General features: G+C 64.6%; 13 protein-coding genes. 11 read left to right on the forward strand and 2 right to left on the reverse strand.

The window, feature by feature from the left end:
- The first annotated feature begins 83 nt into the window (after positions 1-83).
- The 5 genes from NCG91_RS16210 (at position 84) to NCG91_RS16230 (ending at position 6209) form a co-directional block, all read left to right on the forward strand.
- Entirely contained in the window at positions 84-1208 is a 1125-nt protein-coding gene (locus tag NCG91_RS16210; RefSeq protein ID WP_251350413.1) for a hybrid sensor histidine kinase/response regulator, read from the forward strand.
- Entirely contained in the window at positions 1205-4609 is a 3405-nt protein-coding gene (locus tag NCG91_RS16215) for a hybrid sensor histidine kinase/response regulator (RefSeq protein WP_251350414.1), read from the forward strand. The genes NCG91_RS16210 and NCG91_RS16215 overlap by 4 nt, the downstream gene beginning before the upstream one ends.
- Before the next feature lie 49 nt (positions 4610-4658).
- Complete coding sequence (locus tag NCG91_RS16220; RefSeq protein ID WP_251350415.1) at positions 4659-5057, forward strand: MAPEG family protein; 399 nt, start codon at positions 4659-4661, stop codon at positions 5055-5057.
- Between the two features lie 313 nt (positions 5058-5370).
- On the forward strand, positions 5371-5745 hold the full coding sequence (locus NCG91_RS16225) for a KGG domain-containing protein (RefSeq protein WP_251350416.1): 375 nt from the start codon (positions 5371-5373) through the stop codon (positions 5743-5745).
- A 200-nt stretch (positions 5746-5945) separates the two neighbouring features.
- A complete protein-coding gene (locus NCG91_RS16230) occupies positions 5946-6209 on the forward strand; it encodes a hypothetical protein (RefSeq protein ID WP_077407571.1) in 264 nt (87 codons plus the stop codon).
- 134 nt (positions 6210-6343) lie between these two features.
- Here the strand turns inward: NCG91_RS16230 and NCG91_RS16235 are convergent, their stop codons facing one another.
- Positions 6344-6841 (reverse strand): pyridoxamine 5'-phosphate oxidase family protein, encoded by a 498-nt coding sequence (locus NCG91_RS16235; protein ID WP_251350417.1) that lies wholly within the window; start codon positions 6839-6841, stop codon positions 6344-6346.
- Positions 6842-7114: 273 nt separating this feature from the next.
- Between NCG91_RS16235 and NCG91_RS16240 the strand changes: the two genes are divergently transcribed.
- The 6 genes from NCG91_RS16240 (at position 7115) to NCG91_RS16265 (ending at position 12215) form a co-directional block, all read left to right on the forward strand.
- Complete coding sequence (locus tag NCG91_RS16240) at positions 7115-7768, forward strand: PepSY-associated TM helix domain-containing protein (RefSeq protein WP_251350418.1); 654 nt, start codon at positions 7115-7117, stop codon at positions 7766-7768.
- 33 nt (positions 7769-7801) lie between these two features.
- On the forward strand, positions 7802-8317 hold the full coding sequence (locus NCG91_RS16245) for a DUF2271 domain-containing protein (protein WP_077407565.1): 516 nt from the start codon (positions 7802-7804) through the stop codon (positions 8315-8317).
- A gap of 10 nt (positions 8318-8327) precedes the next feature.
- Positions 8328-9152 (forward strand): DUF4198 domain-containing protein, encoded by an 825-nt coding sequence (locus NCG91_RS16250; RefSeq protein WP_099666981.1) that lies wholly within the window; start codon positions 8328-8330, stop codon positions 9150-9152.
- Positions 9153-9182: 30 nt separating this feature from the next.
- The gene (locus NCG91_RS16255) at positions 9183-10214 is read left to right on the forward strand and encodes an FAD:protein FMN transferase (RefSeq protein WP_251350419.1); all 1032 of its coding nucleotides are present in this window, start codon (positions 9183-9185) and stop codon (positions 10212-10214) included.
- A 12-nt stretch (positions 10215-10226) separates the two neighbouring features.
- A complete protein-coding gene (locus NCG91_RS16260; RefSeq protein WP_251350420.1) occupies positions 10227-11591 on the forward strand; it encodes a sulfite reductase subunit alpha in 1365 nt (454 codons plus the stop codon).
- Between the two features lie 72 nt (positions 11592-11663).
- Positions 11664-12215, forward strand: a complete 552-nt coding sequence (locus tag NCG91_RS16265; RefSeq protein ID WP_251350421.1) for a glutathione peroxidase — start codon at positions 11664-11666, stop codon at positions 12213-12215.
- Between the two features lie 13 nt (positions 12216-12228).
- Here the strand turns inward: NCG91_RS16265 and NCG91_RS16270 are convergent, their stop codons facing one another.
- Positions 12229-13455, reverse strand: a complete 1227-nt coding sequence (locus NCG91_RS16270) for a DUF2325 domain-containing protein (protein ID WP_251350422.1) — start codon at positions 13453-13455, stop codon at positions 12229-12231.
- Between the last annotated feature and the right edge of the window lie 15 nt (positions 13456-13470).

A 13470-nucleotide genomic window follows, 5' to 3' on the forward strand; every position in this document is an offset into this window, starting at 1 on the left:
ATATATGTGAGAATTGAAACAATGTTTATGTCCATATCGAAACACGATGGCATCTTGCCGTTGCGATGCCTGAAGATGATTCCGTGACCGCCCCTATCCATATCCTCGTCGTTGACGACATCGCGCAAAACCTGGTCGCCGCCGAAGCCGTGCTGGCGCGGCCCGGTATTGTCATCCTGAAGGCCGGCTCGGGCGCCGAGGCGCTGGAATTGCTGTTGACGCATGACGTGGCGCTGGCCCTCATCGACGTGCAGATGCCGCAGATGGATGGTTTCGAGCTGGCAGAGCTGATACGCGGCAGCGAGCGCACGCGCAGCATTCCCTTGATTTTTCTCACGGCCGCGTCGCGCGAACCGAGCTACAGTTTCCGTGGCTACGAGGCAGGCGCCGTCGATTTCCTGTACAAGCCCATCGACGTGAAAGCCTTGCAAAGCAAGGTGGCCGTGCTGGTCCAGCTGTACCAGCAGAAGCGCGAGTTGTCGGCCCAGCTCGACGAACTCAAGCATGCCTTGCACCTGAATGAACTGTTCACGGCCGTGCTGGGCCACGACTTGCGCACGCCCCTGTCGGTGGTGATGAACGGCGCCATGCTGTTGCCGATGATGAGCGACCACCCGAAGGTGATCGTCACGGCGCAGCGCATCGAAAGCAGCGCCAAGCGCATGGCGCGCATGGTCGACCAGTTGCTGGACCTGGCGCGCATCCGTTCCGGCACGATGGAGTTGCGCAGCAGCACGCACGATTACCTGGCGCTGGCGCGTGCCATCGTCGAGGAATTCGAGACGGCCGGCCAGGCGCCCCTTGTCGAACTCAGCAGTGTTGGCGAGTTGCACGGGCAATGCGACGCGGGCTTGCTGTCGCAAGTCATCTCGAATTTGCTATGCAACGCCCTCACGCATGGCGAGGCGGGCGCGCCGGTGCAGCTGACCCTGGACGGACGCGACGCCGACAGCATTGAATTGCGCATCGCCAATCGCGGCGTCATTCCCGCCGCCTTGCTGCCGACCCTGTTCGAGCCGTTCCAGCAGGCAGGCGAAAAGCGCAGGACGGGGCAGGGCCTGGGGCTGGGCTTGTACACGGTGAACATGTTCGTCAAGGCCCATGGCGGCACGGTCGAGCTCAGTTCGACGGACGCGCAGGGCACGCTGGCGACGGTGCGCATCCCGCGCCAGTGCCAGGTGCGCGTGCAAGCGGGATTGGCCACATGAGCGCGCCAGCCTGGCCGCGCGGCGGCGGCAATATGGGCGAACTGGTGCGCCAGCGCGACTGGTCCGCCACCGGCCTGGGCGCCCTCGATGGCTGGCCCGCCAATTTGCGCACCAGCGTCGACATCGTCCTCAATTCGCCGATGGCGATGGTGCTGATGTGGGGCCCGCAGCATGTGATGATTTATAACGACGACTACATCCAGATCGCCGGGGCGCGCCATCCGGCGGCGCTGGGCGGCACGGTGCCGGCCGTCTGGCCCGAAATCTGGGATTGGAACGCGCGCATCCTCGACGCGGGATTGCGCGGCGAGACGCAGGTGCACCGCGAGTGCTGCCTGCCGCTGTTGCGCGGCGGACAGCACGCGGATGTCTGTTTCGACCTGTTTTATACGCCCGTGCATGGCGTTGGCGGCCAGGTCGATGGCGTGCTGTGCACGGCGCTGGAATTGACGGCGCGCATGGAGGAGGGGCGCCAGCTGAAGCTGGCCACGGCTGAACTGGGCGAGCTCAACACCACCTTGCAAGCCGAGAGCGAGGCCGTGCGCGCGGCCAACCGCCGCCTGGGCGAGGAACGCGCGCTGCTGCGCGCCCTGTTCCAGCAGGCGCCCAGCTTCATGGCCATGTTGCGCGGGCCGCAGCACGTGTTCGAATTGGCGAATGAACATTATCTGCGCCTGGTGGGACGCCCCGAACTTGAGCTGCTGGGCAAGACAGTCGAAGTGGCCTTGCCCGAAGTCAAGGCGCAAGGTTTCATCGCGCTGCTCGACCAGGTCTACCGCACGGGCGAACCTTACGAGGGGCGCCAGGTCAAAGTGGATTTGCAGACGGCGGACGGGCAGACGGGCCAGCGCCACATCGATTTCGTCTACCAGCCCATCAAGGATGACGAGGGCGCGGTCACGGGCATTCTCGTCGAAGGCATCGACGTCACCGAGCGCATGGAAGGCGAGGAGCGGTTGCGCCTGGCCCAGCAGGCGGGCGGCATCGGCACCTTTGAATGGTTTCCCGAGACGGGTGCGATGCTGGTGTCGCCCACCTTCCGCCGCCTGTGGGGCATTGCCGACGAGACGGAAGTGACGGAGCGCCTGCTGGTGAGCCTGGTCGATGCGCGCGATCAGCAAAAGGTCGGACCGAGCAAGCTGGATCTGGCGCCCAATCCCCTCGAATACGTGGAATACCGCATCCGCCGTCCCGCCGATGGCGCGCTGCGCTGGATCGCGCGCCAGGGCGAGGTGGTGGCCGGCCGCGTGCCGGGCCAGCGCCGCTACGTGGGCGTGTCGTTCGACGTGACGGAGCGGCGCCAGATCGAGGATGAACTCAATGCCAGCCAGGAGCGCATGGCGGCCATTTTCGGCCAGGCTTCCGTGGGCTTGTCCGAGCTGGGCCTCGATGGCCGTTTCCAGCGTGTCAACGGCGCCCTGTGCCGCATGCTGGGCCGTTCCGCCGAAGAACTGCTGAGCCTGAATATGAACGACATCATGCATCCGGCGGACGTGCCTGGCAACGGCGTGCTGTTCCAGCGCCTGGTGGAAACGGGCGAATCGTTCTCGCTGGAAAAGCGCTACCTGAAGCCAGATGGCTCGCAAGTATGGGTGTCGAGCAATGTCAGCCGCCTGGTCGATGAGCAGGGTCATACGCGTTCCTTGATCGCCGTCAAGACGGACATCACGGACCGGCGCCGCGTGGAAAAAGCGCTGCATGAATTGAACGAAACGCTGGAACACCGGGTCGAACAGGAAGTGAATGAGCGCACCAAGGCCGAAGACGCCTTGCGCCAGGCGCAAAAGATGGAAGCCGTGGGCCAGTTGACGGGCGGCATCGCGCACGATTTCAATAATGTGCTGCAAATCATTTCCGGCAATTTGCATTTGCTGCAGCACCTGGCGGGCACGGATGGCCTCATGCGCCAGCGCCTGGACACGGCGATTGCCGCCGTCGAGCGGGGCGCCAAGCTGTCGTCGCACCTGCTGGCGTTTGCACGGCGCCAGCCCTTGCAACCGGTGGTGGCCGACCTGACGCGCGTGGTGCGCAATATGGATGCGCTGCTGCGGCGCGCCCTGGGCGAAGCGATCGACATCGTGCTGGTGGGCGGCGGCGGACTGTGGAATACCCTGGTCGACCGCAGCCAGATCGAGAACGTCATCCTCAACCTGGCCATCAATGCGCGCGACGCCATGGATGGCGTGGGCAAGCTGACCATCGAACTGGGCAACGTCGTGCTCGACGAACAGTATGTGCACAACCTGGTCGACGTGCCGGCGGGCCAGTACGTGATGCTGTCGGTGACCGATACGGGCCGCGGCATGAGCGGCCCCGTGCTGCAGCGCGCCTTCGAACCGTTCTTCACCACCAAGCCGGAAGGCGCGGGCACGGGCCTGGGCTTGTCGATGGCGTACGGCTTTGTCACGCAAAGTCGCGGCCATATCCGCATCTACAGTGAACCTGGCGTGGGCACGGGAGTCAAAATCTATTTGCCCCGATCCCTGATGGCCGAAGCGGACGAGGAACTGGAGTTGAGCGGCGTCGTCACGGGCGGCACGGAAACGGTGCTGGTGGTGGAAGACGACGTGGGCGTGCGCACCACCGTGGTCGATATGCTGGGCGCGCTCGGTTACAAGGTGCTCAAGGCCGAGGATGGCGAAAGCGCGCTGGCCGTGCTGCACAGCGGTGCGCAGATCGATGTGCTGTTTACGGACGTGATCATGCCCGGTCCCGTCAGCAGCACGGAGATGGCGCGCCAGGCGCGCGAGTTACAGCCCGATATCGCCGTCTTGTTTACCTCCGGCTACGCGCAGGATGTCATCGTGCACGAAGGCCGGCTCGATGCGGGGGTGGAATTGCTCAGCAAGCCATACCGGCGCGAAGAGTTGGCGCGCAAGCTGCGCCATGTGCTGGCCAACCGCCAGCAGCAAATGCGCGCGCGCCAGTTCGAACGGTCCGGCGCGCCCGTGGCCGGCACGCTGGCAAGCGGCAGCACGGCGGCCAGCGTGCTGGGAGGCGGCACGCCGGGGCTGGACTTGACGGGCCATGCCTTGGTGCCGCAGGGGGACATGCCGACTTCGATGAAGATACTCGTGGTGGAAGACAATCTCGATTCCCAGCTGATGGTGTGCGAGCTGGTGGGCATGCTGGGCCACACGGTCAGCGGCGTGTCCGATGGCGAAGCGGCGTGGGAGTTGCTCAACGAGCAAGACTTCGATATCCTGTTTACGGATGTCAGCCTGCCCGGCATGTCCGGCATCGCGCTGGCACGCATGGTGCTGCGCGATAAACCGGACATGCGCATCATCTTTTCCACCGGCTATGGCAAGGAATCGATGGATGAGCTGGGCTTTTCCGCCAGCGTCTTGCGCAAGCCGTATGATTTGATGGAGTTGCAAGCGGCACTCGACCAACCCTGACGGGCATGCGCCGGCACGGCCAGCCTGTCCCACCCTGCAGAGGTAAGGCATGACTCCTGAACTGACGATGCTGGCCTGTACCCTCGTGCTGGCGCTGGTGCAAATTCTGCTGCCCGCACTGTTTCGCACGCGCGAGACGGGCACGGCGTATAACGTGAGCGCGCGCGACGGCGAAGGCCCGCCCGTGGGCAAGATCACGGGCCGCTTGCAGCGGGCCCAGGCGAACCTGTTCGAAACCCTGCCCCTGTTCGCCGCCGCCGTGCTGATCGCCCACGTGACGGCGCAGGAAAGCGCGCTGACCCTGTATGGCGCCGCCCTGTACCTGGCCGCGCGCGCGCTGTACTTGCCCCTGTATGCGTTTGGCGTGCCCGTCGTGCGCACGCTCGTGTGGTGCGTATCGATTGCCGGTTTGCTGATGCTGTTCTGGGCCATCCTTTTCGCTTCCTGAATTCCCCGCCGCTGGCGTCCCGCGGCCGCGTGTCGGAGGCGATGCGCGGCAAGTTCCGATGCCGCCGTTCTCCGGCCGCCCCCGGCGGCTGGCCGCGTGCGCTGCCTCGCTAACTGCTGAGTGTCTGGTACTTTTGGTGGAAAACTGAAAGTAACTGCGCCACCACGGGCGGGACTCATCCTACATGCGCTCTTGGCATCCTCCTATTTCTTGCACCCCATGCGCGCACTAAGATGACGGTTCCCTTGCCATGCGAGGGGAAAGAATTGCATGGTTTGCACTGTTTCTGATTCTATCGATCAAGGAGATCATCATGGCCACATCGAGCGACAATAAACAGCAAGGTAGTAAAACCAGTAGCAGCAGTAGCAGCGGCAGCGGCAACAAGCAAAGCGATACCAGCAAACGGGGTTTCGCTTCCATGGACCCCGCCCAGCAGCGCGAAATCGCCAGCGAAGGGGGACGTGCAGCGCATGAAAAGGGCACGGCGCATGAATTCACGTCGGAAGAGGCGCGCCGCGCAGGCAGCCAAAGCCACAAGAACGATGCCAGCCGGCAAAGCGCCTCCAGCTCCAGCGGCACGCGCGACAATGCCGGCATGAACCAGGAGGGCAACCGAGACAGTGGCAACAAGCAAAGCGGCGGCGCGGGGTCGGGTTCGGGTTCCGCGGGGTCGCGCAACAAGTAGCAGCAAGTGGTAATGAGCGGTAGCGGTGACCATGGCCAGCGGCAGGCACGCCGCTGGCCATGGCCGCATCTGTCCGGTCGCCGCAAAATTTTGATGCAATGCAGCAGGCATGGACTATGATGAAATAGCTGCGCTGGCAAGGTGCAATCGCCTGGCAATCGCCGCGCAGTCAACTCGCATTGATGATCAGGGAGAAGATAATGGGCAACGCGAATACGCCGCAACCGGGCAATAGCCAGGGCGGCACGCCATCCACGGCGGGCAGCAAGCAAAGCACGGCCGACTCGGCCGAAAACTTTGTACTGGTCGATAGCGAGCAAGGCCTCGATATCGGCGACGATCTGTTTTCCATCGGCGAAGTGCGGCGCGCCGACCGCTTGCCGCATCACCAGTCCGGCTCCGCAGGGCAAAGCCGGCAGAGCGCCGACGATGCGCCAGACACCACGGGCAGCACGGGCGTCTGAGCTTCCCTTCCTGACTGTCTGACAATTTCCGCAAGGCCAGCCGCCTGGCGTGTTCGCGCACGGCGGCTGGCCGTTTCCCCTTGCGCGCGGACAATGTCGCCTGCTTGCCGCCGGGGGGGAGACTGGCGACCCGGCTACAGGTCGACCCGTCCGTGTTCGCCCAGATCCTTTGGCTGTTCGCCCGTGATGGCGGCCTTGGCCATTTCATAGAATTGCATCATCTTGCTGGCGCTGCTATCCCAGTATTCGGCTGACTGTATCGTTACCTTGATCAGCGACAGCTTCGGATCGTCGACACCGCCCGGGAACCAGGCTTTTAGCAGCGGGTTCCACAATTCTTCCGCCTTGGCGCGGTCCTTCAGCAACTGCGCGTGACCGCAGACGGACACATACAGGCTGTCGCCCGTATCGGCAAAGCTGACGTTGACTTGCGGATTGTTCAGCAAGTCGCGCGTGTAGGCGGCCTCGTCCGAGACAAAGAACCAGATGTGCCCTTCGCTGTCCACCTGCTGCTGCGTCAGTGGCCGGCTGGTGAGGGTGCGCATGTCATCGCTGGTGGTCAGCATGCCGAATTTGACGTCCTTGATCCTGGCCGCGATGCTGGCCAGTTGTTCGCTGGAATATGCTTGCATGGGTGCTCCCTTGATGGTTGTCCTGAACAACAGCATAGGCGGGCGCGGCAGGCGGCTCTGTACGGCAGCTTACGTAGTGGCGACTGCCTGCCTCGCGCCATGTTTCAAAGCTGTTACAAAACGCTGGCCCGGCGGGGCGCCCGATGTATTGACTTAATAAATGATAATCATTATCATTTGTTTGAAAATGAGGCATGAACTTTGATTGAAGGATGGGAATGAAGCACACTGACTTGTCGCGCCACCTGGCCCGCTCCTTGCCGGGAGCGCTCGATGGGTAATGCGGGCGCAGCAGACAAGGCCAAGAACAACGCCAGCCGCGCCGTCTGGCTGAAGAACTTGCATCAATGGCACTGGATCAGCTCAGCGCTTTGCCTGCTGGGCATGTTTCTGTTCGCCATTACCGGCATCACCTTGAACCACGCCGGCCAGATCGAAGCCAAGCCGGCGGTCACGCGCCAGAAGGCGGCGTTGCCGGCACCCCTCGTCACGCAACTGGCCGCGTATGCCGCCAAGCACGATGGCGCCAATGCGCCCATGCCGGCCGACGCCGAAGCCTGGCTCAAGCAGCAGTGGTCGCTCAATGCGGGCGGCCGTCCCGCCGAATGGTCGATCGACGAAGTCTACCTGCCGCTGCCCAGGGCGGGTGGCGACGCCTGGGTGCGCATCGGCCTGGAAGACGGGGCCGCCGAATACGAATTGACGGACCGGGGCTGGGTGTCCTGGCTCAACGATGTCCACAAGGGCCGCAACACGGGCGTGGCGTGGAGTTGGTTCATCGACATCTTTGCCGGCGCCTGCATCGTGTTTTGCCTGACGGGCTTATTGATTTTGAAGTTCCACGCGGCCAACCGGCCATTTACCTGGCCGATGGTTGGCCTCGGTATCTTGATACCCTGCGCGATCGCCTTGCTGTTTATTCACTGATCGTTTTTACTCTTACTTTTTTACAGGCACACCATGAAATTACGCTACACCCTGGCGCTTGGCCTTCCCCTGATCGGTACGTCGGCGATGGCGGCCGACCTGTCCCTCAAGCTTGAACTCCCGCAATTGAACGTGGCGGAATACCACCGTCCCTACGTGGCGGCATGGCTGGAAACGGCGGACCAGAAGGTGGTTGGCAACCTGGCCGTGCTGTATGACGTGAAAAAGAAAGACAAGGTCGGCGAGAAGTGGCTGAAGGACATGCGCCAATGGTGGCGCAAGAGCGGCCGCGACCTGGCCATGCCGGTTGACGGCGTCAGCGGCGCCACGCGTGCGCCAGGCGAACATACCTTGACCTTCCCAGGCGCCAAGGCCTTGCTCGACAAGTTGCCGGCCGGCGAATACCAGGTGGTGGTGGAAGCGGCGCGCGAAGCGGGCGGACGCGAACTGGTGCGCGTGCCGTTCCAGTGGCCGCTGAAATCGGCCCAGTCCGTGCCTGCCAAAGGCAAGGAAGAACTCGGTAATGTCGTCGTCCAACTCAAACCATAAGGCGCACCCCATGTTCAAGCAATTCAACAAACCCCTGATCGCCCTGGCCCTGGCTGGCCTGGCCATGAACGCCCACGCCCACCGCGGCTGGATGGTGCCATCGAGCACGATGGTGGAAAGCAAGGACGCCTGGGTGACGGTGGATGCCGCCGTTTCCGACGGCCTGTTCGAGATCGACCACCAGCCGCTGCGCCTGGACGCGCTGCAAGTCATCGGCCCGGACGGCGCGAAAGTCGCGCCAGCAAATACGCTGACGGGCCGTTTGCGCAGCGTCTTCGACGTGAAAATGGAAAAGCCGGGCACGTACAAGGCGGCCATCGTGTCGCAAAACGTGATGGGCAGCTACACCGTGAACGGTGAGCAGAAGCGTTTCCGCGGCAACGAGGAAACCTTCAAGAAAGACGTGCCGGCCGACGCGAAAGACGTGAAAATCACGCGCACGGCAGCGCGCCTGGAAACTTTCTTCAGCAATGGCGAAACCAGCACGGAAGTGTTCAAGCCGACGGGCGTGGGCCTGGAATTCGTGCCGGTGACGCACCCGAACGACTTGCGCGCGGGCGAGAAAGCCACCTGGCGTTTCTTGATCGACGGCAAGCCGGCGGCGAACCAGGCGTTCAGCCTGGTGCCAGGCGGCGTGCGCTATCGTGGCGTGCTCGGTGAAATCCGCCAGAGCACGGATGCCAAGGGCGAGATCACGTTCACCGTGCCGGCCGCCGGCATGTATTACCTGAGCAGCACCTGGCCAGCGGCCGCGCCAGCCGTGGCCGGTCAGCCGCCCGTGATGCCGGAGCGCCGCGCCACCTACGCGGCTTCCGTGGAAGTGCTGCCGCAGTAAGCGGCGGCATCTTCGCGAGCGAGAGCGCCGATGCGCCGGGTCCTGCTGCCGCAGCATATTTCCGATCAGGTCGCGCCGCCCGGCGCCGCGATCCGGGACTTGCGCGGCCTGTCGATGGGCACCAGCTGGTCGGTGCGCTTGCTGGAGTCCGCCATGCCGGGACGCGCGGGCAGCGCCGACCTGCAGCAGGGCTTGCAGCAGCAGCTGGATCTTGTTGTAGCGCAAATGAGCCACTGGGACGAGGACTCGGACCTGGGCCGCTTCAACCGTGCCGAGCCCGGCAGCTGGCACAGCCTGCCCGCCGCCTTTTGCGAGGTGCTGGGCTTTGCCATGCACGTGTCGCAGGCGTCCGGCGGCGCGTATGACCCGTGTGCCGGTACCCTCGTCAACCTGTGGGGCTTCGGCCCCCGCAACCGCTACGACGAGCCCGGCTTCCTGCCGCCGAAAGACGATACCGTGGCGCTGCTGCTGGCGCAGCGCCAGCGCCGCCGCCTGGAACTGGACTTGCCGGCCCGCCGCGCGCGCCAGCCGGGCGGCTTGCAGCTGGACTTGTCCGCCGTGGCCAAGGGCTATGGCGTGGACCGCCTGGCCCGCTACCTGGACAGCCAGGGCATCCATCATTACCTGGTCGAAGTGGGTGGCGAGCTGCGCGGCGCCGGCAGCAAGCCCGACGGCCAGCCGTGGTGGGTGATGCTGGAGCAAGTCGATGGCGCCGCCGATAATGCGCAGTATCCGCCGGAAATGCTGCTGGCGCTGCACGGCTTGTCCGTGGCGACGTCGGGCGATTACCGGCGTTTCTTCGAGGATGGCACGGTGCGTTTCTCGCACACCATCGATCCGCGCAGCGGCATGCCGATCGCCAATCAACTCGCTTCCGTCACCGTCGTGCACGCCGAATGCATGGCGGCCGATGCCTGGTCGACGGCCTTGACGGTGCTGGGTCCGGAAGCCGGCATGGCGCTGGCCGAAGAGCAGGGCCTGGCCGCGCGCTTCCTGCAGCGCGACGGCGATGGCTACCATGAAACGCTGAGCAGCCACATGCTGGCCATGCTCGACGAATGAACGATTGATTCCATGATTTTTACGCACGATACGACGCGGCTGGCCTTGCTGGCCGCCCTGTCCCTCAGTTATGCGGGCGTGTGCCTGGCGCCCTGGCTGCGTGCGCGCGCCAGGCGCCGCGCGTCCGACGCCGCGAAGGCGGCGCTGGCCAACAGTCCCGCCTGGCTGGTGGCGTATGCGAGCCAGACGGGCAATGCCGAGGAACTGGCCACGCAAACGGCGCAGAGCCTGCAACTGGCCGGCATTCCCGTGCGCCTGTGCGCGCTGGCCGACCTCACGGCCATTGATCTGCAACAAGCGGAACGGGCCTTGTTTTTGGTTAGCACGTATGGCGAAGGCGATGCGCCCGACAATGCGGCCGCCTTCATGGGCCGTTTGATGACGGGAGAGCTGGCGCTGCCGCAATTGCACTACGCCGTGCTGGCCCTGGGCGACCGCAGCTATGGCCAGTTCTGCGGCTTCGGCCGCGCGCTCGATGCCTGGCTGGCGGAGCAGGGCGCCTCGCGCCTGTTCGAGCGCATCGAAGTCGACCGCAGCGCCAGCGCCACCATCGAGCAATGGTTCCAGCACCTGAGCCACCTGGCCGGCACCAGCGACGCGCCGGACTGGAGCGCGCCCGCATTCGGCGACTGGCGCCTGATGCGTCGGCAGTTGCTCAATCCGGGCAGCGCCGGCGGCCCCATCTATCACGTGGAACTGGCGCCCTTGGCGGGCAGCCTGCCTGACTGGCAGTCGGGCGACCTGGTGCAGGTGGCCGCGCCGCTTGATCCTGCGCAACCGCGCGAATATTCGATCGCCTCGATTCCGCACGACGGCGGCGTGCACTTGCTGGTGCGCCAGCATGTGCATCCCGACGGCAGCCTGGGCCTGGCCTCGGGCTGGCTCACGGCGCAGGCCGCTGTCGGTAACGCGGTGCAACTGCGCTTGCGCCAGCACCGGCGTTTCCGCCTGGAAGACAATGCCCAGCGTCCCCTGATTTTAATTGGCAACGGCAGCGGCATCGCCGGCTTGCGCGGCCATTTGAAAAGCCGCGTGCTGGCAGGGCAGCGGCGCAATTGGCTGATCTTTGGCGAACGCAATGCGGCCCATGATTTCCATTATCGCGAGGAAATTGAGCACTGGCATGCCAGCGGCGACTTGCCGCGCCTGGACCTGGCGTTTTCGCGTGACCAAGCGGAGCGGACCTACGTGCAGGACCGCTTGCGCGGCAATGCCGATGAAATCAAATTGTGGCTGCAGCAGGGCGCGGCCATCTACATTTGCGGCAGCCTGGCCGGCATGGCGGGCGGCGTCGACCAGGCCCTGCAGGAGATGCTGGGACGGCCCGCGCTCGACGCGCTGGCAGCGGAAGGGCGCTACCGGCGCGACGTCTACTGAGTTTTTGACGCCGCCAGCGCGTTCGCGCACACACGGCTATCATGATTGTTTTATCCGCCGAGGAGACACATCATGAGCGACAGTATTTACGACATTCCCTTGCGCCGCATCAATGGCGAACCCACGAGCCTGGACGCCTATCGCGGCAAGGTCGTGCTGGTGGTCAATGTCGCCTCCGCCTGCGGCTTGACGCCGCAGTACGAAGGACTGGAAAAGCTCTACACCGACAAGCAGGCCGAGGGCCTGGTGGTGGCCGGTTTTCCCGCGAATGAATTCGGCGCGCAGGAGCCGGGCAGCAATGCCGAGATCGCCGATTTCTGCCGCGGTACCTTCGGCGTGCAATTTCCCATGTTTGAAAAGATCGTCGTCAAGGGGCCGGGCCAGCATCCGCTGTACCAGCGCCTGGTGCAGGAGCAGCCGCGGGCGCAGGAAAAGCCGGGCAGCGATTTCCGCGCCAAGCTGGCCGGCTACGGCATCACGCAGGAGCAGCCCGGCGACGTGCTGTGGAATTTCGAGAAGTTTTTGATCAGCAAGGACGGCAAGGTGGTGGGGCGTTTCGCGCCCGACACCACGGTCGATGATGCGCTCTTGCGCGAAGCGATCGCGCGCGAGTTGCAGGCCTAGGTTTAGGCCTGGCTCAGTCGGCGGCGTCCAGCGCGGCCGGCTCCATCTCGCCACTGACTTCCTGCAAGCCGCGCGCCAGGCTCGAGATGCTGGGGTTGTCGATGAAGACGCAGCGCTTGCCCGTGCGCTTGCAATAATCCTTCACGCGCCAGTAGGCGCTGTGGCTGATGCAGCCCGTCTGGCAAATCACCAGGTCGGCCGCCGCCAGGCTCGAATCGAGCAGGTTGGCATTGTCTTCCAGGCCGCCGTCGTGGTGGGCGAATTGCGCGCCGACCCGCTCGATCAGGGCGCGGTAGGTGGCGACATTGCCGCTGCGCCCGCCCACGCACAGGACGCTTTGATCGACGAGGCGGATCGGCATTTTCAGCTTGCCGCCCGTCGGCACTTCCAGCTTCGGCGCCGGTGGCGGCACGGCCGTGCCCGGACGAGGCTGGGCTTGCTTCAAATCCGCGATTTGCTGGCGCAATTCCTTTTCGCGCTCATCCATTTGCGCCAGGCGCTCGACCAGGCGCGTGCGCGATTCCAGCGCCGGGATGGCCGCCTGCAATTGCGCCAGTTCCGCGCGCAAGCCGTCGATCACGCTATCCTTGCCGATCGCATCGGCACGCGTGCGCAGCAGCACGGCTTCCTGGCGTTCCAGTTCGCCCGTTTTTTCCATCAGTGCGGCCTGGCTGCGCTGTTGCAGCTTGGCCAGTTCGTGCGTCAGGCGCGCATTTTCTTCCTGCAAGGCCGTAAACTTGCCCATGTCGGCGCGCACGCAGGCGCCGGCCTGGTGCTGGATCATGTGCAAGTCTCTGCACATCTGCTCTTCCAGCTCGGCGTCGCAGCGCGGGTGCGTCAGGCCTGCCCAGAAAGCGCCCGACACGTCGCCGTTGGCGACGGCCGTGCGCCACAGTTCGGCCACTTGCTCCGTCGTCTTGGCGCCGCGAAAACGCAGGATCACGGGGGCGTAGCGGCGTTCGAGTTCCTTTTGCAGCGCTTCGGACAGGCGGTTGCGCGCGCCGCACTCCGTCACGGCGCCCACGTGCACTTCGTAGTCGTCGGCCAGCACGCGCCCGCCCGTCATCTTGCCCACCAGCTTGCGCAAGTATCCCAGGGGCAAGCCCACGCCGACCAGCGGGCAATGACAGGTATGCGACAGTTCCCACAGCCGGCGGCGGCGTGAAGCGAGCGCGGCCGGTTCGGCCCCGCCGCTGGAACAATTGCTGATGACGGGCAGGGACTGGTCTTTGTCACACATGGCGATATCCTGTTG

Origin of the sequence: Janthinobacterium kumbetense (genome assembly GCF_023703445.1) — a bacterium.
Taxonomy (GTDB): Bacteria; Pseudomonadota; Gammaproteobacteria; order Burkholderiales; family Burkholderiaceae_D; genus Janthinobacterium; species Janthinobacterium kumbetense.